The following is a 25757-nucleotide window of genomic DNA, read 5'->3' on the forward strand; positions in this document are numbered from 1 at the left end:
TGGCAGGGGTTTGCCAACAGCGGGTAGTTGGCAAGGAAAGGAGTGCAGTTGGCAACGGCACTGCCAACTGCCGATTGGGCAATAATCATGGGGCCTCCGGATCGTTCAGTTCATCGTGGTAGACCCACACGTCTGGGTTCTCGACGGGCATCGAGGCGCCAGAATGCGGGCACTTGTAGTGGGTGGGGAGCACGGTGTGCTCGCGCATGAGCAACTCGCCTGTGCAGGGATCGGGATCGCCACTGGGGGTGCACAGCACCATGCCTTCGACGCAGAGATAGCCGAACTTGGTGCGGCCGCTGGAGGGCAGACCGTAGTCAGCCGCGTTGCGGAAATACTTGATGTAGCCCTGTGTGGAGAGTGCCGAGATCCGTTCGCGGATAGTGCGCCCGCCGCCGAGTCCGGCTTTACCCTCGAATGACTCAGCGAACTGATTAGCCGTGTAGCAACGTCCGCTTCCCGCTTCCTCGAACAAGATCTGCAGGATTGCATCGCGCTTGCGTCGGCGCTCGGCATCCAGGCGTTCGCCGTAGTCTTTCATCACCAGTCGTTCGTTGGCCTCAACTTCGCGCCATTCGCCATTGATCTTGTCGACATGTCGCTGCGGGATACCGGCACCGTTGCGTAGTTCATAAATTAGCTGGCGGATCGTGCGAGTTTCATCGGGCCGGAACAGCAGCATCCCCGTCGAGTAGTAGCCGCGCAGACTGCCCGCGCCTGCCAATGCTTGGAACGGGTCTTCCTCGAACTGCTTCTTGCCGAGCTTTTTGGTGTGATGGGCCAGGATGATTCCGGCATCCGGATTCACCGCCTGACGGATTCGCTCGACCCGCTGCGACAGGAAGAACAACATGGCGCCGTTGTCGTTCTCACCACCGGCATCGCCGCCGTCGAACACGTTGCGGATGGGATCGATGGCGATGATGTCAGGGGGTGCGCCACCGAACGCATTAGTGATCGCTGGGATCACCTGTGCCAGCCCCGCGTCGTCCAACACCAGACGCAGTTGTGGTGTGGCCACGAAGTTTTCGCGGGCATCCAACAGCCGGTGGGACGGCAGACGGACATCTTTCACGCGCTCGCGCAGGTAGTGGTACTGCACTTCTGCCTGCAGGTAGAACACCCGCAGAGGGCGAGGTGGCTGCATACCGAGGAAGGTTGCGCCAGCGGCCATGTGGGCCAGCCATGACAACAGGAAGTCACTCTTGCCGACCTTGGGCGCACCGCCGAACACCAACATGCCTGCGGGCGTCAGCACGCGCGGCGAGATCAGATCGGGTGGCAGCGGCGAGTCGTCGTAGAGCAGTTCGCCGAGCGTGAAGGTGGGAAGGGAGGGAGCCGCCGCCCTGACCACGCGGCGTTCGCCTTGGGCGATGAATGCCGCGCAGTCGAGCCCTTCGTCGACAGCGTCTGCGGCGTCCCACTTGGACGGCTTGTCGGTGGGCGGCACCAGGATGGCCACTGATGTGCTGCCCGCTGCCACGCAAGCACGCGCTGCGCTCTCGGCGTAGTCCCAGCCGGGTGCATCCCGGTCCGGCCAGATGACCACGGATTTCCCCGCCAACGGATGCCAGTCGGTTTTGTCGACAGGTGCCTTGGCGCCGTTCATCGCGGTGGTGGCCGCAATGCCGCAAGCGATTAATGCAGCCGCACACTTCTCGCCTTCGACCAGGACGACCTCTCGTGTCCTCGAGATGACCGGGAGGTTGTAGAGCGGCCTGGGGTCGGGCGCGCGCCACATGCGGGCACGAACATCCCAGGGGCGGTACTCCTTGCCCGTCGGTGGGTCGTAGCGGTAGACGCAGGCGATCAGTTCGCCCTCGGGTGAGAGATAGTCCCACTTGGCGGTGTAAGCGCCGAGGTCGTCCATCGGCACGCTGCGAACATCGCGGCGCATCGGCGTGATGTTCGGTGTAGCAAGACCGAGCCACTGTCGGATCTCGCCAGCGATGCGCGGGAAGTCGCTGCGTGCGGAGCAACCCTGCGACCGCGCCCACAGATCGATGACATCGCCGCCCTCGTCGGTGGAGAAGTCCTTCCACAGGCCGCGCCGTGGTCCGTCCAGCTCAACCACCAGACTCTTGCCAGGGTTGCCATCGACATCGCCGACGTAGAACTTGCCGCCTCGGATGCGCCCCTGCGGAAATAGGTAGTGGAGAACGGCTTCGAGCCGGTCCAGTAGCCCGGCACGCAGCGCATCGGTATCCGATGCCAGTTCGTCGCGCTGCTCGGGGGCGTCATTGAAGTCGAGCCAGATGATGTTCTCGGCCATCATGTCGAACCCCAACAGCGATCCTGCCAGGGGCAGAACTTGCACTCGACATGCGTTGGCGTGGTTGCATGGCGCGGCAGCAGTTCCTGGCTATCCGTTGCCGTGATGACCCGAACCGCGCGATCGGACATACGCTGCGCCAGGCCGCCGTCGAACGGCACCAGCTCGAACCAGATCTCCTCGGAGTCTTTATTGATGGCGGTGAACAACGCCGGGTTCGCAGAGATGCCCGTAATGCTGGTCTCCATGTAGGCCTGATAGATGGCCATTTGTGCGGCATAGACCGGTTTGGATTTGCTGACGCCGTGCTTGACCGTGTCCCGCCAGGACTGGTCGTTCATGGTCTTGCACTCCCACAGGGCCGGATAGCTCATTCCTAGCTCTGCGGGACCGCCGCTCAGCACGCCATCGACGTGCCCTTGGATGCGACCGCCCGCGACGGAAAAGCCGAACTGACCGCCGCTGGCCTTTTGCGTGTACAAATCGAATCTGGCCATGCGTAGCCAGCGGATGGCCAACTCTTCGAGTACGTGGCCTACCTCGAAGACGCGCAGAACGCGACCCGGTATGTCCCGGCCAGGATCGACCGGTGTCTGCAGATACTCGTATTGCAGCGCACGTTCGCAGGCAACGCCCAACCGCGACGCGCCGAGGTAGTTGCGCCGGGGTTGGGTGTCACGCTCGGCCCTCAGCGCGGTATCGATGAGCGCGCCGATCTGCTCGTGGATCTTGGGGCGGTGATTGAAGTCCAGCATCAGAACGGCACCCCTGTCGAAGTAGACTTGCCTTGGCGGGCTAGTCGCTCCTCAAGAAAAGCGCGGTCCTTCTCCGCCTTCCGCTCGTGCTCGACGAGCATGTGTTCCTGGAAGGCGGTCACCACCACGTCGATCAGCATCAGCACTTCGTCTTTGCTGTAGTCTGCCAGCGGGCGCTGCATACCGATGGAGCCCACATACTCACCCAGCGGGGCCAGGCAGGACGCCATGGCAGTCAGCTCCATGTCACTCGGGTCGATCATGTGACCTCCGGTCTTTTCCATCAGCCGTGAAAAGGCGTTCTGGCAGCGCATGGAGCAGAACACCCATCGGTTCGAATAGCGCCGTGGGTCGCTGCACGGCAGACGTGGATTGAAGTAGCCGAAACCCTTGGCCTGTCGGGAGCAGACTGCACATTTCACGCGGCCTCCCGATGGGCATCGTTGGCGGCTATCACGAGGCGCTGAATCGACGGTTTGTTGAACTGGAAGGACAGCAGCGCCGAGGCTTGATAGCGGGTCATGCCAAAGTCAGCGCGCATCGCCTGTGGCAGATACTGCAGTTGCTTCGCAGTCGGCGGTTCGTTGAGCCAGCGCCGAGTCTTGTGTGCGGAGTCAGCGGACTCTCGATCGTTGAGCCAGTCATCGGCTTTGGCCATGCAGACGGTGCGATCGCCGACTGCCAGCAAGCGCGGCTGCACGTCCTTGCCACCGCCTACTGCATGCCAGCGGCCATTCAGGAAGAACACTCCACCCCAGGCGTTGAAGCCGGTCGCCATCAGCGCGTCGTCATAACCGAATAGATCGCACCAGCGGAAGTTGGAGCGTTTGAGCAGGTCGATTTCGGTCATCACGAAATCGGCCAGAGCTTCGCCTTCCTCCGAGGGTTCGCTCTCCCACACGAAGCCGCACAGCGGGCACTCTCGGCAGCCTAGCGGGACACTGGCGTCGCAGGATGGGCAGTCCTTGGTGGGCGCCTCCCCACAGTGTTGAGTTCCGTCAAGATTGACCTCTTGCTCCAGAGAACCGTGCATCAGTGTCGCGGTGCCGAAGTCCAGTACCACGCAGTCGGTCTTGACCACGCCAGGGTGTTCGGCGGGGTCAATGGTGCGCAGACCGCGACCGATCATTTGGGTTAGCGTCGACTTGTGTGAGCTGGGTCGAAGTAGAACCACGCAGGAGGTAGGGGTGAAGTCGTAGCCTTCGGTCAGTACAGCTACATTGACCACGACCTGCGCGCTGCCGGTTTCGTAATCGGCCAGACGTGCTTTTCGCTCTGCGTCCGAGAGCTCTCCGTGGACGATGACAGCGGACACCCCGGCATCCTGGAATGCCTGGTGCACACACTGGGCATGGGCCACGGTCGAACAGAACACGATCGTCTTGCGGTCACCGGCCTTTGCTCGCCAATGGCGAATCACCGCATCGGTGATGGGCGTTTTGTTGAGAATGGACTCAACTTCGGTCATGTCGAAGTCGGTAGCCGTGCGACGTACATGGGCTAACTGCTCTTGCCCCCCGACATCAATGACGAAGGTACGTGGTGGCACGAGATGACCGGATGCGATCAGCTCACCGAGCGTGATCTGATCGGCGACGTTGCTGAATACCTTCCGCAATCCTTTGCCGTCACTGCGGGTTGGGGTTGCCGTCACCCCGAAGATCTGGACGCGTGGATTTTTGTCCCGCACCCGGTCAATCACACGACGGTACGACGCCGAGGCGGCGTGATGGGCTTCATCAATTACGAGCAGATCAAGGGTCGGGATCGCGGCGAGATGATTGTCACGCGATAGCGTTTGCACCATTGCAAAGGTGGCGCGTCCGGCCCAGGATTTGTCCTTGGCGTCGAACACCGAGGTGCTGACGCCAGGGTTGACCCGCGCGAACTTGGTCAGGTTCTGACCGGTGAGCTCGTCGCGGTGAGCGAGAATGCAGGCTTTGGCATCTGGGTTGGTCAACACGCTGCCGGTCACCGCCGACAGCATGATGGTTTTACCTGACCCGGTGGGGCCAATAGACAGCGTGTTGCCATGCTGGTCGAGCGCCGCCAACGAACGCTCGACCAGTTGGGTTTGACGGGGGCGAAGTATCATGGCGGCGTCCCCTTACTGAGCCCAGCTGGGACGGCTCGGTGCGGTTGCGCGGCCTGTAGCCTCGGCATACGCATTCGATCCGTTTGTCGAGGAGTTTGCTGGAGTCGTGGCTGCTTGTGCCCCAGCCATGAGTGCCGCGTAATCCTTATGATCGGGCGTGATCGCCGTCTTGATGACGTTCTTATCCTGGCCGTTCTGGTCTTTTTCCCAATCGACCTTGCCGAGGAACTCGATTCCGTCCAGGTCTACAAAGCCACTGATGCGGCGGGCGTTCTGTGCGGTGGGGCTGTTGTCGCCCGGGTGTACGCCACGCGCCGAATTAAGGATTGCCTTGATGAAGGTGCGGCCCATGTTGGCCCACTCCGGGCCCTTGGCACTGTGCAGGCCGATCAGTGACCACATCTTGCGTCGGGCGAACTCACCCTCCATCACCACGAACTCGCAGTTCAGGTACACCGAGCCGGTGTTATCGTTACGGGTCGCATAGCCGCCGGTCCATCCCTGCGACGGATCATCGAACCCGCCCGGTTTGATGGTCATGCGCACGCGTACCAGCGTGCCTTTGGGAATCAGGTCGAAGGAGGTTTGTTCGGGGGCGGAATTGAAATCGAAGTAACTCATGATCAGGACTCCTGAGTCGAAGTGGATTCGGGGGTGGAGGCAGGCGCCGGGCGTGCAAAGTCGAGCCGTTCGGTGGCGGGTCTGACGGGGCCAGCGATCTTTTGCATCAGGCGGCCCAAGTCCGGCTCTTCGATCGAATCGAGCCGTCCGGAGCGATCCTTGGCGGGGTAGCCCCATGCGTTCAGCGTGTGGCAGACGAAGGCGCGGTAGCTGGTGCCGTCATCGGCCTTGAGCTCGGCCAGGGTGACGACTTCATCGACGATGCCGGGCAGCTCGAGGCCAGTCTTGGATCCATCGATCTGCAGTGAGAACACCCGGCGATTGAAGTCATCCAAGCGCTCGTCGAGGATGCCGACGAACCAGACGTTCTTGCCACGCGTGTGTTGTAGGTGAGTCAGCCAGGCGATCATCTCCTGGCCCATCAGCCCGTATGCGCCTCGGCTATCGGGTTTGCCGGTTTTCTCCGAGTAGGCTTGCGGCTGCCCTTTGCACCATTGCAGGCAAAGTCGACCCGCGACGGTGATCGAATCGACGAATACCGTTTCGTATTTGTCCAGAAGTGACGGGTCACCGAAGCGCGCGCATACGGCATCAAAGTGGGCCTGGCTGAACGGCTGCTCATCGCGCAAAGCGGGGTTTGGCCCGCCGATAAAGACCGCGAAATCACGACACTCCTGCCAGGTACGCGGGCGGATTGTGTCGCCAGCCCAGCCCTCGACAGCCAAATCTCCAGCTTCAAGATCAAAGAACAAGGTCGCGGTGGGCTTCAGCGTCCAGAGTTGCGAGGTCTTGCCGATACCGCTCTTGCCGACGAGCACGCCTTTCACGCCTCGGTGCTCGACCAATCGCTGATCTGCAGTAATGATGGGGAGGCTCATTTACTGTCCTCCTCGGTGCTGATGTTCGCGAACGCGTTAGCTACGGTGGTCATGCCGAGGGCGCCACGCCTGCGGGCCATTTCATACAAGTCGCGCAGACCACTCAGGCGCCGATGGATAACGCGGACTTCGGACTCCAGACCTTGGATCGCGAACGCTATGTCATCGATGGTGGCGTCCTCGAGGCGACGCATTATTTCGTCGGGACGGTTGCCATCCAGCGCTGGGATTAGAATGGTTTCAGGTAGATCCCGGAGATACATCTCCGGCTGTTTGCGAAGCAGTTCGAGCAGGGTAAGCTTGGTTTGCATGGCGATTACTCCTGTAGCAGCGCGAGACGAAAGCCCGACTTGCCGGTTTTGATGGTACGTGCGGGGGCGAATGCACTCTTGAGCGACTCCGGCCACGCGTTGAACTTGGTTTCGGAGACGCGGTATCTGATCTCGACGTACTCGGCGGGATCGTCACCGTTAGCTGCGATACGTTGGGTAATCTCGGCAAGGCGCTTCTGATCCCAATCGATCTTCTTGGGCAGATCGGCGGTGATGCGGACGTTCCCGTCGTCGAAGTGGACGACGCCGGTGTCTTTGCCTGCGGCCAGGCGCAGCTGATGCGCCTGATCGGCGTACTTGAGCTCCAGCGCATGATCAATATGTGCAGTGATGGCTTTGGCGAGTGCGAGAAAGTCGGCTGCGTCGTTCTTGAGCCGAAACAGTGATTCGCCACTCAGTTCCGCAAGGTCGCCGGTCGGGGTGGTCAGTACGTGGTCCGGGAAAAGGTGATTCACAGCGCACCTCCCGCATTGACACGTTCGGAGGTGCTCTTGCGCAGACTTTCGGCTTCGAACGCTTCAATGTCCTCAGCGCGATATACGACGCGGCCCTGCAATTTCAGAAATACCGGGCCGATGCCTTCGGAGCGCCAGCGTTCAAGCGTTGCTTCGCTGACTCCCCAACGGTCGGCCAGTTGGCCCTGATTCAGATGTTTGATACTCACGATGCGCTCCTTCTGGTTGTTGCGAATTCGTGAGCTCAGTTTCGAAGTTGGCGTGTACGGGCGTCTGCCGCCACCATGTACGGGCTGATGTACGGGCACAGCTTTTGAGGGGGAAAAGGGAGCCGAGAAAACAAAAAACCGCCCGAAGGCGGTTGTGTGTGGCTACGAATGGTGCTGGCCTATTCCAGTTTGATGCCGTATCCAGCGTCGTCATGCGCGATGTAATCACGCCACTGGGTGTTGCCACTGAAGATGCTCGCAACCCGCTTACCGCGCGCGGCCTCCCGCGACCCATGAGCAGCGACCAAGATATCCCCTGCAGAAACGCGGTGGCGCCCCTTGGCAAACTGCTCGGCCAGGTACTGCACCGCAGCGGCTTGCTTGGGACCGCTGACTTTCCAAGGCTCAATTGATCGGGTGGTGATGTGCAGCGTGCTGGTAAATTCATCGAACCTCACCGCAGGCGAGTGCTCGACGGTCTCTCCTGGTGGCGCAAGCAATAAGCGATGGAGCAAGTCGGTGTCGATTGTCGGGTTGGGGCTGTGTCGCGCTAACACACTGTCGAACGGGATGACCCGGTAGTTCCTGGGAGGGCGGATCACCGTAGGCAGCGGCGAACCCAGAGTGAAGATGAGACCCATATCTGGCAGGGCGGCTTGCTCAAAGTGCTGGAAGACATCAGCGACCCGTGTCGCGAAACCACGGACGAGCCAAACATCGAGATGGACTCGTCCGACGCGCGTCTTTCCGAGGTTCCAGAGAGAGCCATCGATGGCTGCTGCGGTGATACCGCGTCGTAGTGCCTGAGGGATGTCCAGAAGATCTGCCAGGTAGTTCAGAAACTTTTGGGCAGTGACAGCGCGGACGGCAACCGTTTCAGCTGCGATGTATTTCGTGCGGAAAGTTTCCGGGCAGCGGTACCGGTATTGCTCCGGATCATCGTCTTCCTCGATGTCCACCCAGATGGGCTCATCGCCACAAGGGGCCGGATAGCAAGCTGCGTAACCGACGCGCTCAGTCCAGGTGGACAAATCACTATTAGAAAGTGCGGCTTTGCGTCGCAAACTCCAGCCGGGCACACCGTACAGCCGCTGTCCATCGCCGTTGGCAATCGGCTGACCGGACTGCTCGAACAGATCGATCAGATCAAGCAGCGACGGTGTCGATAGGAGTTTTGACGCCATCCCCGATCTCCTTCACCAGATGCCATTTGGCCAGCAGGCGGTCGCACAGGACTCGATCTTTTTCCCGCTTAGTCTTGATATTGCAGTTGTTGTCGCCACGCAGGATGACGTTCACTGTACGGGCACGATCTTTCCCAATCTTTTTTAGTTTGATAGACAGTTTGGCGTAGGTCAGGTGATGGTCACTGAAGTCAAAGGTGGGGCCGATCAATGACTTGGCAGCCACATAGATGTCATCTACGTCCTTGGCCCGAATTTTCACCAAGAGCGAGCGGCCGTTGGCAGCGGTGTAACCAAGCTCGACAACCTTGACCGATGCCACTGCCGGTTCATCGGCAATATCAAAGTTTCTCGGTGCAGTGAGGCTTTGATAGTCATACTGCTTGAGCGGGATCTTCTCGCCAGTGATGGGTGACTGAAGCAGTGAGTCCGCTACCGTACGCGCGAGCGTTTCTCGGCCAGCCGTGTCTTTCGACAGCACCTCAAGGTGGCCATTCGCGGGTTCGTATGTGATGTGTGACGAGATGGCCCGAATCACTTCCTGGTGAACCAACTCGCTGTGTTGAACGTAGTCCTCAATCACCGGCGGACGGTTGTGGTGGATACTGATCTGATAAAGCTCTACGTCATCGCCGGTTTGCGTATCGGGCCGTAGCCGCCTGAAAATCTGCACGGCAACAGCGTCATTGGAGCATCCGAGTTGTTGTGCAACGGTTTGGTGGAATGCGGCCTTGGTCGCATCATCGTCCAATACTTCAAGGTTGGCGGGGGCCATGAAGCCGGAGTAGCAGGAAGTACTTTGCCGGAATACGTCGGCCTGTCGGGCGTTCAGAGCTTCCTCGAAGATCATGGGTTCATTAGTGTGCAGCCACAGCGCCCGTTGGTACTGGTTTGGGATTGCAGCGAATTCTTCCCGAGCAACTTCGTCGAAGATTTCCTCCTTGAAGCCGTCGATGACGTCCTGGCCTGGGCCGTCCGACAAGAGAACAATACGTTCAGCCACCTCTTCGATCTGTTGTCGTGCCCTCACCCCAATGGTGGCGAGAACTTCCTCCATTCGCGCACGCTGCTCTTTTTTTGGCTTCTTTTTTTCCGGTTCCGGCATGCTCAAGCGGAACTCGTCCACCATGAATGAGTGAAACACCTCGGGTGGCAGGTGGCTTAGGAGCTTGCTTAAGTTCTCTGCATCGTTCATCTACATACCCTCTTATGGGATCGTCGCTAGGGTTGGTATCTGCCCTTCCGGCCCCTTTTTCTTCGTATCGGGGTGTGCAGATTGATGTCGTTCGGTATGCCGAACAAATTCGATTGTCAGTGCTCATGATGGGTTTGTCAAGCAGGTACGAATTTGTTCGGCGTGGTGGTACTATTTGCGGCCTGATGCGAACATATGAGGAGAGATCGGTGCCATCACCCCTGGGGGACAAAATCCGTATGTTGCGGAAGCAAAAGAAGCTCAGCCTTGATCAGTTAGCCGAGAGGACGGACTCCAGCAAGAGCTACATCTGGGAGCTGGAGAACAAGGACGATCCGAAACCATCGGCTGAAAAAATTGGCAAAATCGCTGCTGTACTGGAAGTCACAGCGGAGTTCCTGCTGACCGAGGCAACGACCACACCCGATGAGGCGGTGGTCGATGAAGCCTTCTTCCGCAAGTACAAAACTATGTCGGAGCCGGACAAGAAGAAGATCCGCAAGATTCTCGATGCCTGGGACGACGAATGACGATTGTCAAAAAGCCCATGGCCGAGGCCAACCGCATCTCGGTCATGCTGAATACGGTATTCGGTGTGGAGCGCTTTCCGGTCAAGGTGGATGAGCTGGCGCTGGAGTATTCACGCCAGTGTTTTTCGGATTCACCGATTGCCAAGGTTCAGGGTGAAGACCTGGATGATTTCGACGGTCTGTTGAAAGCCAACAAGACACGTTCCAAGTGGCTAATCCTCTACAACAGTGCCACACCGTCAGAGGGGCGAAAACGCTTCACCATTGCGCATGAGTTCGGCCATTACATCCTGCACCGTCACCGGCAGAGCCTTTTCGAGTGTGGTGACGGTGACATTGAAACTGGCGACAACAACGGTCGTGACATCGAAGCTGAGGCGGATTTGTTCGCCTCGACCTTGCTGATGCCGTTGGATGACTTCAGGCGTCAGGTGGATAGGCAGCCAGTCAGCTTTGATCTGCTGGGCCATTGCGCCGATCGGTACGGGGTTTCCTTGACGGCTGCGGCCCTGCGTTGGGTAGAGATTGCACCTATGCGGGCGGTGCTGGTGGCGAGTCGGGACGACCATATGCTCTGGGCCAAGTCGAGCAAGTCGGCCCTGAAGTCTGGCGCTTACTTCGCGACCCGCAAGAACACTATCGAACTGCCTCACGACGCCCTCGCGCACAGTTTCAATGCTTTTGGAGGAGCTGATATCCAGACCGGGCACGCACAGTCGTGGTTTGCCAGTGAGCCTGCGGGTATGTCGGTCACGGAGATGACACGCGTCGCGGGTCAGTACGACTACACGCTGACACTGTTGTTGCTTCCGGAAGCCGAATGGCAGGGGGCACATCATGACGACGAAGAACCAGAGGAAGATACTTACGACCGTTTCATTCGCAACGGCCAGTTTCCTGTTAAATAGTCGGCGCTGACGCGCGGCTTTTCGTACTATCCCGCATTCGTCCGCAGGCGTTCGAAACGCCCTCATGGCGTTGGCGGTCCTTCATCCGGACAATTTCACTGTATGTGAGTTTGACGGAGAGGGTCGCTCCCAATGCACCAAATAAACCATTTACTACCAGAGCGGATGACGCCACAGCAGCGTCGCCATGAGGTCGCGTCGTTGCTGGCCCACGGCCTGGCGCGCCTGCGCATGACTAGCAAGGAGCAGTCCGCACCCAGTGCTGGAGAGGGCGAGTTTGAGCTTGGCTTCTCTGCTAACCAGCGCGTTCATACAGACCCCGTCAACAAGACCACTACGGAGTCGAAATGAGCATGCAAACACCCAAGTCTTCAATGCCACCTTCGGTGGCCGCACAAGTCGCCGGCTTGCCCGAGCTGTCAATGGCAGAGATCAGAGCGCTTTGGCAGCAACTGGTCGGTGGCGAAACGCCAACCCACAATCGCCAGTTTCTTGAGCGCCGTATCGCGTACAAGCTGCAAGAAGTAGCGTTTCGCAAGGTTGACGCCAACCTGCTGGATCGTAACCGGCGTCGCATCGCCTCTCTGGTTGAAACCGGGAAGGTGAGAAAGCGTGACCGTGATTACCGTCCGGCTGCTGGCACAGTGCTGGTTCGTGAATATAAGGGGGTCGAGTATCGCGTGATTACGACCGCCGACGGCCAGTACGACTTTCAGGGCCGGATGTTCCCCAGCCTCTCGATGATCGCTCGTGAGATCACCGGCATGCGCTGGTCGGGGCCGTTATTCTTTGGGCTCAGGCCGCCATCAAACGCCAGGACCAAGGCATCTTCGAAAAAGAGAGGTGGACAATGAGCGAGGTCCTGAAGCGCCGGATGCGCTGCGCGGTCTATACGCGAAAATCCACCGACGAGGGGCTGGACCAGGAATACAACTCCATTGATGCCCAGCGCGATGCGGGTCATGCCTACATCGCCAGTCAACGCTCCGAGGGCTGGATACCCGTAGCTGATGACTACGATGATCCGGCCTTCTCCGGCGGCAATATGGAGCGCCCAGCCCTCAAACGGATGATGGCGGACATCGAGGCGGGGATGATCGACGTGGTCGTTATCTACAAGATCGACCGCCTGACACGCAGCCTGACGGACTTTTCCAAGATGGTCGAGGTGTTCGAGCGCTACGGCGTATCCTTCGTGTCGGTCACCCAGCAGTTCAACACGACGACCTCTATGGGTCGGTTGATGCTGAACATCCTGCTGTCGTTTGCTCAGTTCGAACGCGAGGTCACCGGTGAGCGTATCCGCGACAAGATCGCGGCCAGCAAGCGTAAGGGTATGTGGATGGGAGGCATACCACCACTTGGATACGACGTGGCAAACCGCCGGTTGGTGCCCAATGAGCGCGAGGCCAAGCTGATTCGCCATATCTTTCAGCGTTTTGTTGAGCTTGGTTCCACGACGTTATTGGTTAAGGAGTTGAAGCTCGACGGTGTGACGTCAAAATCTTGGGTCACGAAGGAGGGCCGAACCAGAGAGGGCAGGCCGATCGATAAAGGCCACGTCTACAAAATTCTTGGCAATCGTACCTACCTTGGTGAGTTGAGACATAAAGATCAGTGGTTTCAAGCAGAGCATCTGCCCATCATCGACCAGGAGCTGTGGGACAGCGCTCGTGCGATTCTGGCCACCAACGGGCGGGTTCGCGGCAATGCAACACGCGCCAAGGTTCCCTATCTGCTCAAGGGCATCGTATTCGGCAATGATGGCCGAGCATTGTCGCCGTGGCATACCACCAAGAAGAATGGCCGTCGGTACCGCTACTATGTGCCCCAGCGCGATGCCAAAGAGCATGCGGGTGCCTCGGGCCTGCCGCGCCTGCCCGCAGCAGAGCTCGAGTCAGCGGTACTTGATCAACTGCGCGCGATCTTGCGAGCCCCAAACCTCTTGGGTGAGATGTTGCCGCAGGCGATCCAACTTGATCCGACCTTGGACGAAGCCAAGGTTACAGTGGCCATGACCCGGCTCGACATGATTTGGGATCAACTGTTCCCCGCCGAGCAGAGTCGGATCGTCAAGCTACTGGTGGAAAAGGTCATCGTGTCCCCCAACGATCTTGAAGTGCGGCTGCGCGCCAACGGCATCGAACGGCTGGTGTTGGAGCTTCGTCCAGAATCAGTAGATCAACAGCAGGAGGCAATGGCATGAGCGACATCCGCATTCAGAAGACCGGTGAGCCGGACATTGTTGAGGCGAGTGACGGAAGGCTGACCTTGTCCGTGCCGATTCAGATCAAACGCCGCAGTGGTCGAAAGCTGGTCACTTTGCCAAATGGTGAAACCGCACCGGTGAGGCCGTGGGACGTGACTCCGACGTCGGTGCAGCTGGCGTTGGCAAGGGGGCATCGCTGGCTGGCGATGCTCGAATCAGGCGAGGCAAAAACGCTGAAGGAGATCGCGGTGCGTGAGGGTATCGATAACAGCTACGTCAGCCGGATGGTCAACCTGACCACGCTGGCACCTGACATCGTGGCCGCCATCCTGGACGACACACTGCCGAACCATGTCACGTTGTTCGATCTGGCAGTTGATCCGCCAGCGCTGTGGGATGAGCAGCGGGCGAAGGTCGGACTATGATCCGTCTCCTTCGCCTGCCGAAGCTGCAATCCAACCGTTTGATTCGTCCGGACGTAACCCATTGATATATAAGTGCCTGAGTTGTGGCCTTTGCGGACTTCGGGCCGGTTTCAGGGAGCGAGGTCGGAGCGAGGAATGGCGAGGAGAGAGTGAAATGTTGCCCGGAACGGCCAGATCGGGCGGTTGGCGAAGTCCACAGGCTTCCGCAGGAACTCTCGACAACACGCGGGAACCGGCGCGATCAGGCAAGAAAAAACCCCAACTGATAACAGTTGGGGTTTTGATGTTGGTGGAGGCGGCGGGAGTTGAACCCGCGTCCGCCGGCACTCGTCCGTTGGCTCTACATGCTTAGTTCCGTCTTTTGATCTAACGTCATCGGCTCCGACGGGCAGGATCCGCTGACGCGAGCCTTCTAAGATTTAGCATTCGAGGAGAAGGCACCCACGAACACGATCCCATCAGTTTTAGCTCACGCCCGTCCGCGATGAATGGGCACATCGCTTTCGGGTAGAACAGGTTTTCAAGCAGGTTTAGGCTGCGAGAGCACCTTTCTGAGCATAGGTTTCGTCGTTTGCGACTATATCATTTGTAACGTTTTATTAACGAGATACGTTACGCTCTCGGCATGCACCTCGGGATTTGCCACCAGCGTCGAATCCATAACGCCCCCGAAACTCAGCGAGCATAGCAGATGGCGTGATCCAGGCCAATGCGGCTGCGCTGTAATCGGATAATGGGGCTGATCGAGTCCTTTTCAACCCCATGCTCTCGCATCAGCGGCTCTCCCGCATGATGCGTCCTTTCTGGCGTTCCCAGTCGCGGTTCTTTTCCGCGGCGCGTTTGTCGTGCAGTTTCTTGCCGACCACCAGCGCGAGCTCGCACTTGACCAGGTGGCCCTTCCAGTAGAGGCGCAGGGGGACGCAGGTGTGGCCCTTGTCCTGGGTGCGTGAAAAGATCCTGGCGACCTCTTTCTTGTGCAGCAGGAGCTTACGGGTGCGGTCTGGCTCTGGGACGTTGTGGGTGCTGGCGGTCGGTAGCGGTGCGATGTGGGAACCGAGCAGCCAGGCCTCGCCATTCTTGACCAGTATGTAGGTATCGGTGAGCTGTCCCTTGCCGGCCCGCAGGCTCTTCACTTCCCATCCCGCGAGGGCCAAGCCCGCTTCGAAGGTTTCTTCGATATGGTATTCGTGTCGCGCCTTGCGATTCTGGGCAATGAGATTGCTGCCCGGCGCTTGGCCTTTCTTCTTGCCCATGAGACCTCGCGAGTCGGAAACAAAGTAGGGAGTCGGACGATGCGGCTTGATCCGCGAGCGGCCGAACAAAGCACGTCGCGCTACTGGCATCGCATGCTGCGCTACCAGCAGGATGGGGGCAGCATGGTATCATTCAAGGCTTTGAACCTGGAACAGGCGGGCGATGATACCCGGTCATCGCGACGTCGTCAGCGGAGGGCGCATGCCTACGGTGAAAAGGACCGCGTTGGTGCGGCACTCCAGTCGACAGATGTTCGACTTGGTCAACGATTTCGAAAGCTACCCACAATTCCTCCCTGGATGCCGCGCGGCGCGATTGATCGAGCGCACCGACGACTACCTGATCGGTGAGATGACCCTTGCCAAAGGGGGAATCAAGCAGAGCGTCGTCACCCGCAACGATCTCCACGCCCCTGAGCGTATCGATCTGTCACTGGTCAAAGGCCCGTTCAAGAGCCTCGATGGCTATTGGCGTTTCGAGCCGCTGAGCGATGAGAGCTGCAGGGTGACGCTGGAGATGCGGTTCGATTTCTCCAACCGCTTGCTGGGTATGGCTTTCGGACAGCTGTTCGGCCAAGTGGCCGGGCAGTTGGTGGATGCCTTTACCCGGCGTGCGGATCAGGTTCATGGTGGCTGAAGAAAACATCAGGGTGGAAATCGCGCTCGCGGCAGGAGGCGAACAGCGCCTTGTGAGCCTAAGCGTTGCCGCGGGTACTACGATACGCCAGGCCTTCGTCATGGCCGGACGAGGCGGTGCGCTTGGCGTGGCGGATGAGCGCTGGCTGGCTGAGGCGCCGCTTGGTGTCTTCGGTGAGCGAATACGCGAGCCCGAAACGGAAACGGTCTCCAATGGAGACCGAATCGAAGTTTATTCACCGCTCAAGGTGGATCCCAAATCGGCCCGCCGGGCGCGGGCCAAAGATCGCTAACGGTCCGCCGTCCTCACTCGCCCGCGCTGGGCGTGGGTGATTGGATCGGACTGACTGGTTGCAGCGGAGTAGTGGTGGCCTCGCTTGCGGGCGGAGCCTGCTCCCTGGCTGGCGGGGCTGTGCCTATGTCGCCTGAGGTGTCGATGTACGATACCCGGTCATCCTGGAAGTAAAGGCTGACGCGCTTGTCGTAGACCTGTCCATCAGCGGTGTGCAGCTGGTAAACGTAGTCCCACTGGTCGGCATCGAACGGATTGTCCATGAGCGGTGCACCCATGATGTAGGTGACCTGTTCGCGAGTCATGCCTTGTTGGACCTGTTGCACCATCTCGGGAGTAATTAGATTACCCTGGGGCTGGTCGCGTTTATAGACGCTGAAAAACCCGCAGCCACCGATCAAGCTGATCACACAGCAAAGGGTGACGATTCTGATCGAATTTTGCATTTGCCCCTGACTTTCCATATCGTTTGCGTTGGTCGATCATACCCGATACATCCAGCGACTGCGAAGAGCATCCCATGGCCGACAGGAACCAGGAATTACGCAAGGCCGGCCTAAAGGTCACCTTGCCGCGCGTGAAGATTCTGCAAATTCTCGAGGCGACTCGAGAAGAGGATCTCCACATGAGCGCGGAAGACGTCTATCGCTCTCTGCTTGAGGCGGGCGAGGATGTCGGCCTCGCCACAGTCTATCGCGTGTTGACTCAGTTCGAGGCTGCGGGGCTCGTCGTGCGTCACAATTTCGACGGTGGTCACGCGGTATTCGAGCTTTCCCAGGAAGATCATCACGACCATATGCTTTGCCTGGAGACGGGAGAGGTGATCGAGTTCTTCGATCACGACATCGAGCGTCGCCAGCGTGAGCTCGCCGAGGAGCGGGGCTATGAGCTCGTCGATCATGCCTTGGTGCTGTACGTGCGTCCGAAGGGCTCGAAAGCCACTCGTCAGGATGGCGTTTCACGCCGAGGCGGCTGAGTCCGCTTCGTAGTGTTCGATGAAACCGCCGCTTCCTCGGAAGCGGCGGTTTTCGTTGGGCCGTTCGTCACCTGTCAACGGGGCGGTGAGCAGGGCGCGTGAAGATTCAGGCTCATCGCCCGGCATCGCTGCTCAGTGCTGAGCCGCGTGCTGCCCGGCGCTGAGCATCTCGTGGGCGTGAGCGAGGGTGCGCTCGGAGAGATGGACGCCGCCCAGCATCCGGGCCAGCTCCCGGATGCGCCCGCTCTCGTCGAGAAGCGCCATCTGAGTCAGAGTGGATTCGTCGGTGGCCTGCTTCTCGATATGCAGGTGCTGGTGTCCCTGTGCGGCCACCTGTGGCAGATGGGTGACGCAGAGAATCTGGGCATCACGCTCGCCGAGCCCGCGCAGGAGCTGGCCGACGATTTCCGCGGTGGCGCCCGATATGCCGACGTCGACTTCGTCGAAGACCAGCGTGGGAATGGTGCTGTGGCGTGCGGCCACCACTTGGATGGCAAGGCTGATGCGGGAGAGTTCACCGCCGGAAGCGATCTTGTTGAGCGCTCGGGGAGGCTGTCCGGGGTTCGCGCTGATTCGAAACTGGACCTGATCGATGCCTTCCGGCTGGGCGCTATCGCGAGGTGAGACCGCCACTTCGAAGCGAGCCTTTTCCATGCCGAGGAAGGCGAGCTGTGCCTGGATCTGTTCGCCGAGCTCGCACGCCTTGCGCTGACGGATATCGGAGATCCGCTGGGCGAGGGTGCGCCACTCGTCACGCAGCTGCCGGGTCTTCAGGGCCAGCGCTTCAAGGTCGTCGTCACCGACCTCGAGCTGGGCCAGTTCGTCCGCCAGGCGGCGATGCAGTTCGACCACTTCGTCCGGCATCACATGGTGCTTGCGGGCGATGCGGTGGACGTCGCCGAGCCGGCTGTCGACCTCGGCGAGCCGGGCGGGATCGAGCTCGGTGGCATCGACGAAACGGTTGAGCTCGCGGCCGGCCTCTTCGATCTGGATGCTGGCCTCCTCGAGCAGCGATAGCGCCGCGGCCAGCGCCCCGCGATCGCTGCCCGGCAGTTCGGCGAGGCCGCTGCGCGCCCTCAAAAGGCGCGCAAGAGCGCCTTCTTCATCATCCTCGCAGCAGCGTAGCGCCAGCTGCGCCTCGCTGAGCGACTGCTCCGCATGGGCTAGGGACGTCTGCTCTTCCTCCAGGCGTTCCAGCTCGCCTTCGCCGAGTCCGAGGGTGTCGAGCTCCTCGACCTGGTAGCGCAGCAGCTGGCGCCGGGCCTGGATCTCGTCGCCGCTCTCCTGGGCCTGCCTGAGCCGTTTGCGCAGCAGCGACCAGTCGCGGTGCATCCCGCGCAGCTCGTCGACTTCGGCTGTGATCCCGGCGTATTCGTCGAGCAGTCGCTGGTGCTGCTGTTCTCGCAGCAGCGACTGATGCGCGTGCTGGGCGTGGATATCGATCAGCCTCTCTCCGAGGGCCTTGAGGTCGGCGATCGTGCAGGGGGAGCCGTTGATCCAGGCCTTGGTGCGCCCGCCGCTCGAAATCACCCTGCGCAGCAGGCAGTCGTCGCTGCCGAGCTCCCGCGCCTCCAGCCACTCCCGGGCCTCGGGCAGCCGGGAAATATCGAAGCGAGCGGAGAGCTCGGCGCGTTCGGTACCGTGACGTACGCTGCCCGCGTCCGCGCGCTCGCCGAGACACAGCGATAGCGCATCGAGCAGGATCGATTTGCCCGCGCCGGTCTCTCCGGTGATCGCGGTCATGCCGCGATGGAAGTCGAGTTCGAGTCGATCGACGATGGCATAGTCGCGGATCGTGAGCTGGGTCAGCATGGACGCTCCTCCTGATCACATGGTGCGTCGCCTTGGCGACATCTTGGTTTCATGTGCATGCGTACAGTCATTGGCGATGTTACACCCCGGCGGTGTCGATTCATACAGTCCTCTCCGTGCGCTTTGGCGGCTTGAGATCGACACCCACCAACCCCATGTTTGAGTCCATCGAACGAACGGCTGAGCGGAAAGGAAGTTCGACACCCCTTCAATCAGCCTGCTTGGTGCGCGCGCCGAGCGGCCTCGATCATCAACGAGATTGCGTCAGGAGTAGTGAAGATGGCCCGTGATCCACAGAATCCGCAGCAAGTCGACGAAGAACTCGCCCGCGCCGAGCGCGATGCCGAGCCGCAGCCGCTGGAGATCGACGAGACGCTCGATCCCGGTCTGTCGGTCGAGGACGAGCTGAGCGTGGAAGACCAGGCGGTCGGCGGTAGCGACGAGCTCGATCAGCTCACTGCCCGCGTCGAGGAGCTCGAAGCCGAACTCGCAGGTGCCCGTGACCAGGCGCTGCGCGCCGCTGCGGAGGCGCAGAACGCCCGCCGCCGTGCCGACCAGGAAGTCGACAAGGCGCGTAAGTTCGCGCTCGAGAAGTTCGTCGGCAGCCTGCTGCCGGTAGTCGATAGCCTCGACAAGGCGCTCGAGAGCCTGCAGGACGAATCGGTCGCCGAGGTGCATCGGGAGGGGGTGAGGATGACGCGCGACATGCAGCTCGACGCACTGCGCAAGGCCGGTGTCTCGGTGCTCGACCCCCAGGGCGAGCCTTTCGATCCGCAGTATCACGAGGCGATGGCGATGGTGCCGAATCCCGCGGTGGATCCGAATACCGTGATCGAAGTGCTGCAGAAAGGCTACCTGCTCAACGATCGTCTGGTGCGCCCGGCGATGGTCGTGGTCAGCAAGGCACCCTGAGGAATCGCAGCACTACCCTTGAAAGCCCGCGCGGCGCCCTTATATAGCCAAGCAACAAGGTGGTGTGACACGGCAAGGTAGAAGGTTCGTCACTGCCGAATATCACGCAAAGACGTTCGCGCAATCATCAATTGAATGGTCAGCGGTTAGCCGCCGCAAAGCTCAAAGACTCGAGGTGAATCTAATGGGACGTATCATCGGTATCGACCTGGGCACCACCAACTCTTGCGTCGCGGTGCTCGACGGTGACAAGACGCGCGTGATCGAAAACGCTGAAGGTGGTCGTACCACTCCTTCGATCATCGCTTATACCGACGATGGCGAGACGCTGGTAGGCCAGGCCGCCAAGCGTCAGGCGGTGACCAATCCGACCAACACCCTCTACGCGGTCAAGCGCCTGATCGGTCGCAAATTCAGCGATGATGTGGTGCAGAAAGACATCAAAATGGTGCCCTACAAGATCGTCGAGGCCGATAACGGCGACGCTTGGGTGCAGGTCAAGGACAAAAAGATGGCGCCGCCGCAGATCAGCGCCGAAGTCCTGAAGAAAATGAAGAAGACCGCCGAGGACTACCTCGGTGAAACGGTTACCGAAGCCGTCATCACGGTGCCGGCCTACTTCAACGACTCCCAGCGCCAGGCGACCAAGGATGCCGGGCGCATCGCCGGGCTCGACGTCAAACGGATCATCAACGAGCCGACCGCCGCGGCGCTGGCCTATGGCATGGACAAGGCGCGTGGTGACAAGACCATCGCGGTCTACGACCTCGGTGGTGGTACCTTCGACATCTCGATCATCGAGGTCGCGGACGTCGACGGCGAGACCCAGTTCGAAGTGCTCGCGACCAACGGGGACACCTTCCTCGGTGGCGAAGACTTCGACATCAAGCTGATCGACTATCTGGTCAGCCAGTTCAAGGCCGACAGTGGTATCGATCTGTCCGGCGACTCGCTGGCGATGCAGCGCCTCAAAGAAGCAGCGGAAAAGGCCAAGATCGAGCTGTCGAGCGCGCAGCAGACCGACGTCAACCTGCCCTACATCACCGCCGACCAGACCGGGCCCAAGCACCTCAACGTCAAGGTCTCCCGGGCCAAGCTCGAGTCGCTGGTCGAGGATCTGGTGCAGCGTTCGCTGGCACCGTGTAAGACGGCGCTGGCCGATGCCGGCCTTTCGGCTTCCGAAATCGACGATGTGATCCTGGTCGGTGGCCAGACCCGCATGCCGATGGTGCAGCAGAAGGTCGCTGAGTTCTTCGGCAAGGAAGCGCGCAAGGACGTCAACCCGGATGAAGCGGTAGCGATGGGGGCGGCGATCCAGGGCGGTGTGCTCGGTGGCGACGTCAAGGACGTCCTGCTGCTCGACGTCACCCCGCTGACGCTGGGTATCGAGACGATGGGCGGGGTGATGACCGCTCTGATCGAGAAGAACACCACCATCCCGACCAAGAAGACCCAGACCTTCTCCACCGCCGAGGACAACCAGACGGCCGTGACCATCCACGTGCTGCAGGGTGAGCGCAAGCAGGCTGCGCAGAACAAGTCGCTGGGTCGTTTCGATCTTTCCGACATTCCGCCGGCACCGCGCGGCATGCCGCAGATCGAGGTGGCGTTCGACATCGACGCTAACGGCATCCTCAATGTGTCGGCCAAGGACAAGGCGACCAACAAGGAGCAGTCCATCGTGATCAAGGCCTCTGGCGGCCTCTCCGAAGAGGAGATCGATCAGATGGTTCGCGACGCCGAGGCTCACCAGGCCGAGGACAAGAAGTTCGAGGAGCTGGTACAGCTGCGCAACCAGGCCGACGGCATGATCCATGCCACTCGCAAGACGCTCGAAGAGGCGGGTGACAAGGCCGAGGCAGGTGAGAAAGAGCGGATCGAGACGGCGATCAAGGATCTCGAGGAAGCGCTGAAAGGCGACGACAAGGATGCGATCCAGGCCAAGCTCGATACCCTCACCGAGGCTTCCGGCGCGCTGGCTCAGAAGCTCTACGCCGAGCAGGCCCAGCAGGGCGGTGAGTCCGCTGGCACCGATCAGGCTCAGCAGGGCGGCAAGAAAGAAGACGATGTCGTCGACGCTGAGTACGAAGAGGTCAAGGACGACAAGAAACAGTAAGGAGCGAAGGCGGTCTCGCCGCTCAGCTTCGAGCGATGGCGCGGAAGCCCCTGCTTCCGCGCCGTTTCGCGTGATGCAGCCATGGATGGTGCACTTCTTGCAACTATTGGCGAGCGCTGCATCGCCCTGAACGAACCTGACTGACTCTCATGGCTCTTGTGAGGTGCTCACCGAGCTTGCGCACGAGGCCTAGGCGGCTATCTGGAGGCCGATAGACCCATGTCGAAACGTGACTATTACGAAGTACTCGGTGTCGATCGATCCACCGATCAGAAAGAGATCAAGAAAGCCTATCGTCGCTTGGCGCAGAAATATCATCCCGACCGCAATCCGGACGATGACAGCGCCGCAGCCAAGTTCCGCGAGGTATCCGAAGCCTACGAAGTGCTCTCGGACCAAGAAAAGCGCGCCGCCTACGACCAGTTCGGCCATGCCGGTGTCGATGGTCAGGCAGGCGGATTCGGGGCAGGTGGCTTTGGCGCCGGCGCGGGCGGCTTCAGCGATATCTTCGGCGATGTGTTCGGCGATATCTTCGGCGCAGGTGGGCGCGGGCGTGGTCCCAACTCCGCCGCGCGTGGCTCGGATCTGCGCTACAACCTCGAGATCGAGCTCGAAGAGGCGGTCGCTGGCACCAGCGTCGACATTCGCATTCCAAGGCTCGCCGAGTGCGGCCATTGCCATGGCGACGGCGCCGAGCCGGGTACCAAGAAGCGTAGCTGTCCGACCTGCAACGGCATGGGGCAGGTGCGCATGCAGCAGGGCTTCTTCGCCGTGCAGCAGACCTGCCCGTCCTGCCACGGTCGCGGTGAGGTGGTCGAGACGCCTTGCGTGCAGTGCCACGGCGAAGGCCGGGTGCGTGAGACTCGAACCCTGTCAGTGAAGATTCCGGCCGGTGTCGACAGCGGTGATCGAATCAGGCTCAACGGCGAGGGTGAAGGTGGCGTCAATGGCGGTCCCTCTGGCGATCTCTACGTCCAGATAGCGATCAAGCCACACCCGATCTTCGAGCGTGATGGGCGCGATCTCTACTGCGAGGTACCGATCAACTTCGTCGATGCCACCTTGGGTGGCGAGCTCGAGGTACCGACTCTGGAAGGTCGGGTCAAGCTCAAGATCCCGCCGGAGACCCAGACCGGCAAGCAGTTCCGGCTTCGCGGCAAGGGTGTCAAGCCGGTGCGCGGTGGCGTGCCGGGGGACCTGATGTGCAAGGTCGTGCTAGAGACCCCGGTGAATCTCAACGAGAGCCAGAAGGAGCTGCTGCGTGCTTTCCAGGAGAGCCTCGACGGTACCGGCACCAAGCATTCTCCCCGTAAGAGCGGATGGTTCGACGGGGTGAAGAAGTTCTTCGAGGACATGCGTCCCTGAGCGTCACGCCAACTGAAAAAGCCCCGGCTCTGAACTGCCCCCCAGAAGTTGGTCAGTTCAGAGCCGGGGCTTTGTCATTCTATCGCCGTCCCTTTCGTTCAGAGCGGGCTGCCCGTTCAGGGCGAGCTGGTCTCAGCGCTGTCGACGGTGGACGGCGTGGTTTGTGCCGGCGTATTGCCGGTTTGTGAGGTTGGGGAGTCATCGATCGTTGACTCGCTCTGGCTGGCGCAGCCGGCGAGGACGACGAAACCGAGCGCGGCGAAGGCAAGGGAGAGAGGCTTCATCATTAGGACTCCATTCCTGAGATTGAAAGGTGACGATTGGCGTCATCACTTCGTCTTATGCAGGTCTCAGGTATAGAAATGATTTTTCCAGGATGCAAACCGTTTATCGCTGCGCGCTCGCTACAGGAACCTCCACGCAGCTCAGCAAGCTGCTCTGGATGGGCAGGTAGTTGTTGTCGCTGGCCATCAGGTAGCGGTGGTCGCCGATCAGGGTGAGCCCCTCGAAATTGTCCAGTCGCCAGCCTTGGTCGCTGGCAAAGCGAGCCAGGGTCTCGACGTGCGCTTCTCCATTGGCTTCGAGTGTCACTTTGCGCAGTGAAATCACTAGCGGATGGAACGGCTTGAAGGCACGCTCGAGTGTCAGCAAGCCATCGTCGAGCGGCGCCATCGCGGTAAGTCCACTGCCTGCGGCCTCGGCAAGCCGGTAGCGCCATTCATTGCCATGCAGGTCGAACAGGCGGGTCTCGCCGCGGGGTAGATCGCGTGGCGAGAACTCCAACCCCGCAATGACCCCCAGGCGCGGATGGATGGTCATCGCCTCGAGGCTGCCGTTATTGCGTGCGCTGCGCGCCCCCTCGGGGCGAATCGGGTCGTCGAGGGGCATGCCGAGGCGCTTGGGAGCGAGCGAAAAGCGCTGGATGCGATGGTCGCGCTCGAAGCCTACCAGCAGCGTCTTCGTTCCGTCCGCTGCGATGCTCAAGGCCATCGATTCACTGTCCGATTTGGGCATCCTGAGCTGCTCGCCATGGGCATCGAGCAGGGCGAAGCTTTCGAGCAGCTCGAGCCTGACCAGCCGGGCGTCATCGAAAACAGGTCTGGCGGTGAATACCCGTGCGCGATCGGCAAGCATGTAGAGCACGTCGTCGGTAGCATCATAGGCCAGCGCGGAGATGCCGCCGAGAGCGGTGCCGTCGGGCATTCTGCCAGGCAGCTTGAGGGTGCCGCAGAGCCCGACGCCTGCCGCGTTGCCGCCTCCCTCCGGGCCGCCGAGCATGAATGGGCCGGTCGGGGCGCAGGCGGCGAGACCTAGGGCCACGATCAAATGGTAGAGAGCGAGAGCGCGCATGGAATACCGGTCGGCTTGAATGGCCCTGCGATGCTACTTCAGTCCGTGCGGGCTGTCGCCCGAGCGGTTAACCTTGGATGTGACGCGGCGGGATAGGCACGAACGAAGCCCTTTACCCGCCGACCCATTTCGAAGAGGCGAAGACGAGCGGCATGACACGTATCGCGATAATGGGCGCCTCCGGGCGCATGGGCCGGATGCTGGTGCAGGCGGTGCTCGAGGACGAGCTTGCTGATCTTGGCGGCGCGGTGGTCCGTTCGGGCAGTTCGCTGGTCGGTGTCGATATCGGCGAGCTTTGCGGGCTCGGCCGTGCCGGCATCACCGCCGTGGACGGCCTCGACCGGATCGTCGACGATTTCGATGTGTTGATCGATTTCACCACGCCGGCGACGACGCTCGACAGCCTGGCTTTCTGCGCCGAGCACGGCAAGGGCATGGTGATCGGCACTACCGGGCTCGACGCCGAGCAGTCGAACCAACTGGAGGCATATGCCAAGCGTCTGCCTCTGGTGTTCGCCGCCAATATGAGTACGGGGGTGAATCTCTCGCTCAACCTGCTCGCCACCGCCGCCAAGGCACTCGGCGATGCCGGCTTCGACATCGAGGTGATCGAGGCCCACCACCGTCACAAGGTCGACGCTCCCTCCGGTACCGCGCTGATGATGGGGAGGGCGGTGGCCGATGCGCTGGGGCGCGAGCTTGACCAGTGTGGCGTGTTCTCCCGCGTCGGTCAGTGCGGTCCGCGGCGGGCGGACGAAATCGGCTTCGCCACCGTGCGCGGCGGGGATATCGTCGGTGAGCATACGGTGATGTTCGCCGCCGAAGGCGAGCGCATCGAGATTACCCACAAGGCCTCCAGTCGAATGACCTTCGCCCGCGGCGCGGTGCGCGCGGCGCGCTGGGTGGCCGGACGCGCACCAGGGCATTACGACATGCAGGACGTGCTTGGGCTCAAGCACGGCTGAATCCGGAGGGGC

The 25757-nt window shown here is 60.7% G+C and carries 28 protein-coding genes and 1 other RNA gene; 12 read left to right on the plus strand and 17 right to left on the minus strand.

Annotated features, from left to right (window positions below):
* Positions 1-85 precede the first annotated feature (85 nt).
* The 11 genes from Q376_RS0106025 to Q376_RS0106075 form a co-directional block, all read right to left on the minus strand.
* On the minus strand, positions 86-2287 hold the full coding sequence (locus tag Q376_RS0106025) for an AAA family ATPase (RefSeq protein ID WP_245598911.1): 2202 nt from the start codon (positions 2285-2287) through the stop codon (positions 86-88).
* Positions 2272-3027 carry a PD-(D/E)XK nuclease family protein gene (locus Q376_RS0106030; RefSeq protein ID WP_027349558.1) on the minus strand — a complete coding sequence of 252 codons (756 nt, stop codon included), beginning with the start codon at positions 3025-3027 and terminating at the stop codon, positions 2272-2274. The genes Q376_RS0106025 and Q376_RS0106030 overlap by 16 nt, the downstream gene beginning before the upstream one ends.
* On the minus strand, positions 3027-3449 hold the full coding sequence (locus Q376_RS0106035; protein ID WP_027349559.1) for a DUF6511 domain-containing protein: 423 nt from the start codon (positions 3447-3449) through the stop codon (positions 3027-3029). The genes Q376_RS0106030 and Q376_RS0106035 overlap by 1 nt, the downstream gene beginning before the upstream one ends.
* On the minus strand, positions 3446-5122 hold the full coding sequence (locus Q376_RS0106040) for a DEAD/DEAH box helicase (RefSeq protein ID WP_027349560.1): 1677 nt from the start codon (positions 5120-5122) through the stop codon (positions 3446-3448). Before Q376_RS0106040 ends, Q376_RS0106035 begins: the two co-directional genes overlap by 4 nt.
* Before the next feature lie 12 nt (positions 5123-5134).
* Complete coding sequence (locus tag Q376_RS0106045) at positions 5135-5743, minus strand: hypothetical protein (protein ID WP_043446452.1); 609 nt, start codon at positions 5741-5743, stop codon at positions 5135-5137.
* Positions 5744-5745: 2 nt separating this feature from the next.
* Entirely contained in the window at positions 5746-6621 is an 876-nt protein-coding gene (locus Q376_RS0106050) for an ATP-binding protein (RefSeq protein WP_027349562.1), read from the minus strand.
* Positions 6618-6932 carry a hypothetical protein gene (locus Q376_RS0106055; protein WP_027349563.1) on the minus strand — a complete coding sequence of 105 codons (315 nt, stop codon included), beginning with the start codon at positions 6930-6932 and terminating at the stop codon, positions 6618-6620. Before Q376_RS0106055 ends, Q376_RS0106050 begins: the two co-directional genes overlap by 4 nt.
* A 5-nt stretch (positions 6933-6937) precedes the next feature.
* Complete coding sequence (locus tag Q376_RS0106060; RefSeq protein WP_027349564.1) at positions 6938-7408, minus strand: hypothetical protein; 471 nt, start codon at positions 7406-7408, stop codon at positions 6938-6940.
* Complete coding sequence (locus tag Q376_RS0106065; protein ID WP_027349565.1) at positions 7405-7617, minus strand: helix-turn-helix transcriptional regulator; 213 nt, start codon at positions 7615-7617, stop codon at positions 7405-7407. The genes Q376_RS0106060 and Q376_RS0106065 overlap by 4 nt, the downstream gene beginning before the upstream one ends.
* A 179-nt stretch (positions 7618-7796) precedes the next feature.
* Positions 7797-8801 (minus strand): hypothetical protein, encoded by a 1005-nt coding sequence (locus Q376_RS0106070; protein WP_027349566.1) that lies wholly within the window; start codon positions 8799-8801, stop codon positions 7797-7799.
* Positions 8764-9996 (minus strand): hypothetical protein, encoded by a 1233-nt coding sequence (locus tag Q376_RS0106075; protein WP_027349567.1) that lies wholly within the window; start codon positions 9994-9996, stop codon positions 8764-8766. The genes Q376_RS0106070 and Q376_RS0106075 overlap by 38 nt, the downstream gene beginning before the upstream one ends.
* A gap of 209 nt (positions 9997-10205) precedes the next feature.
* Here Q376_RS0106075 and Q376_RS0106080 point away from each other — a divergent pair, with 209 nt between their 5' ends.
* The 5 genes from Q376_RS0106080 to Q376_RS0106105 all read left to right on the plus strand — a co-directional run bounded on the left by Q376_RS0106080 (position 10206) and on the right by Q376_RS0106105 (position 14068).
* A complete protein-coding gene (locus Q376_RS0106080) occupies positions 10206-10526 on the plus strand; it encodes a helix-turn-helix domain-containing protein (RefSeq protein WP_027349568.1) in 321 nt (106 codons plus the stop codon).
* Positions 10523-11434: an ImmA/IrrE family metallo-endopeptidase gene (locus Q376_RS0106085; protein ID WP_027349569.1), complete on the plus strand. Its 912-nt coding sequence runs from the start codon at positions 10523-10525 to the stop codon at positions 11432-11434. The genes Q376_RS0106080 and Q376_RS0106085 overlap by 4 nt, the downstream gene beginning before the upstream one ends.
* Positions 11435-11781: 347 nt before the next feature.
* Positions 11782-12288 carry a DUF2924 domain-containing protein gene (locus Q376_RS0106095; protein WP_052364993.1) on the plus strand — a complete coding sequence of 169 codons (507 nt, stop codon included), beginning with the start codon at positions 11782-11784 and terminating at the stop codon, positions 12286-12288.
* On the plus strand, positions 12285-13640 hold the full coding sequence (locus Q376_RS0106100) for a recombinase family protein (protein WP_027349572.1): 1356 nt from the start codon (positions 12285-12287) through the stop codon (positions 13638-13640). Before Q376_RS0106095 ends, Q376_RS0106100 begins: the two co-directional genes overlap by 4 nt.
* A complete protein-coding gene (locus tag Q376_RS0106105) occupies positions 13637-14068 on the plus strand; it encodes a hypothetical protein (protein ID WP_027349573.1) in 432 nt (143 codons plus the stop codon). The genes Q376_RS0106100 and Q376_RS0106105 overlap by 4 nt, the downstream gene beginning before the upstream one ends.
* Positions 14069-14355: 287 nt before the next feature.
* Here Q376_RS0106105 and ssrA read toward each other — a convergent pair.
* Positions 14356-14738, minus strand: a transfer-messenger RNA (tmRNA) gene (gene ssrA / locus Q376_RS24225).
* 103 nt (positions 14739-14841) lie between these two features.
* Positions 14842-15321 (minus strand): SsrA-binding protein SmpB, encoded by a 480-nt coding sequence (gene smpB / locus Q376_RS0106110; RefSeq protein WP_027349574.1) that lies wholly within the window; start codon positions 15319-15321, stop codon positions 14842-14844.
* A gap of 202 nt (positions 15322-15523) precedes the next feature.
* Here smpB and Q376_RS0106115 point away from each other — a divergent pair, with 202 nt between their 5' ends.
* Positions 15524-15958, plus strand: a complete 435-nt coding sequence (locus tag Q376_RS0106115) for a type II toxin-antitoxin system RatA family toxin (RefSeq protein ID WP_027349575.1) — start codon at positions 15524-15526, stop codon at positions 15956-15958.
* Positions 15948-16250, plus strand: coding sequence for an RnfH family protein (locus tag Q376_RS0106120; protein ID WP_162177886.1), 303 nt, complete (start codon positions 15948-15950; stop codon positions 16248-16250). The genes Q376_RS0106115 and Q376_RS0106120 overlap by 11 nt, the downstream gene beginning before the upstream one ends.
* A 13-nt stretch (positions 16251-16263) precedes the next feature.
* Here the strand turns inward: Q376_RS0106120 and Q376_RS0106125 are convergent, their stop codons facing one another.
* A complete protein-coding gene (locus tag Q376_RS0106125) occupies positions 16264-16695 on the minus strand; it encodes an outer membrane protein assembly factor BamE (protein WP_027349577.1) in 432 nt (143 codons plus the stop codon).
* Positions 16696-16769: 74 nt separating this feature from the next.
* On the opposite strand from Q376_RS0106125, the gene fur reads away from it, so the two are divergent.
* Positions 16770-17225, plus strand: coding sequence for a ferric iron uptake transcriptional regulator (gene fur, locus Q376_RS0106130; RefSeq protein ID WP_027349578.1), 456 nt, complete (start codon positions 16770-16772; stop codon positions 17223-17225).
* Between the two features lie 132 nt (positions 17226-17357).
* Here fur and recN read toward each other — a convergent pair whose 3' ends face one another.
* Positions 17358-19037, minus strand: coding sequence for a DNA repair protein RecN (gene recN, locus Q376_RS0106135; RefSeq protein WP_027349579.1), 1680 nt, complete (start codon positions 19035-19037; stop codon positions 17358-17360).
* A gap of 279 nt (positions 19038-19316) precedes the next feature.
* Here recN and grpE point away from each other — a divergent pair, with 279 nt between their 5' ends.
* The 3 genes from grpE to dnaJ all read left to right on the plus strand — a co-directional run bounded on the left by grpE (position 19317) and on the right by dnaJ (position 23430).
* Positions 19317-19949: a nucleotide exchange factor GrpE gene (gene grpE, locus Q376_RS0106140; protein ID WP_027349580.1), complete on the plus strand. Its 633-nt coding sequence runs from the start codon at positions 19317-19319 to the stop codon at positions 19947-19949.
* A gap of 184 nt (positions 19950-20133) precedes the next feature.
* The gene (dnaK, locus tag Q376_RS0106145; protein ID WP_027349581.1) at positions 20134-22065 is read left to right on the plus strand and encodes a molecular chaperone DnaK; all 1932 of its coding nucleotides are present in this window, start codon (positions 20134-20136) and stop codon (positions 22063-22065) included.
* Between the two features lie 219 nt (positions 22066-22284).
* The gene (gene dnaJ / locus Q376_RS0106150) at positions 22285-23430 is read left to right on the plus strand and encodes a molecular chaperone DnaJ (protein ID WP_027349582.1); all 1146 of its coding nucleotides are present in this window, start codon (positions 22285-22287) and stop codon (positions 23428-23430) included.
* Between the two features lie 116 nt (positions 23431-23546).
* Here the strand turns inward: dnaJ and Q376_RS24700 are convergent, their stop codons facing one another.
* Together Q376_RS24700 and Q376_RS0106160 are read right to left on the minus strand one after the other, a co-directional pair.
* Positions 23547-23714, minus strand: a complete 168-nt coding sequence (locus Q376_RS24700; RefSeq protein WP_155834173.1) for a hypothetical protein — start codon at positions 23712-23714, stop codon at positions 23547-23549.
* 103 nt (positions 23715-23817) lie between these two features.
* Positions 23818-24780 carry an esterase-like activity of phytase family protein gene (locus Q376_RS0106160; RefSeq protein ID WP_027349583.1) on the minus strand — a complete coding sequence of 321 codons (963 nt, stop codon included), beginning with the start codon at positions 24778-24780 and terminating at the stop codon, positions 23818-23820.
* Positions 24781-24932: 152 nt separating this feature from the next.
* Between Q376_RS0106160 and dapB the strand changes: the two genes are divergently transcribed.
* Positions 24933-25745: a 4-hydroxy-tetrahydrodipicolinate reductase gene (dapB, locus tag Q376_RS0106165; protein WP_027349584.1), complete on the plus strand. Its 813-nt coding sequence runs from the start codon at positions 24933-24935 to the stop codon at positions 25743-25745.
* Positions 25746-25757: the final 12 nt, after the last annotated feature.

This window comes from Halotalea alkalilenta DSM 17697 (assembly GCF_000621205.1).
Classification (GTDB): domain Bacteria; phylum Pseudomonadota; class Gammaproteobacteria; order Pseudomonadales; family Halomonadaceae; genus Halotalea; species Halotalea alkalilenta.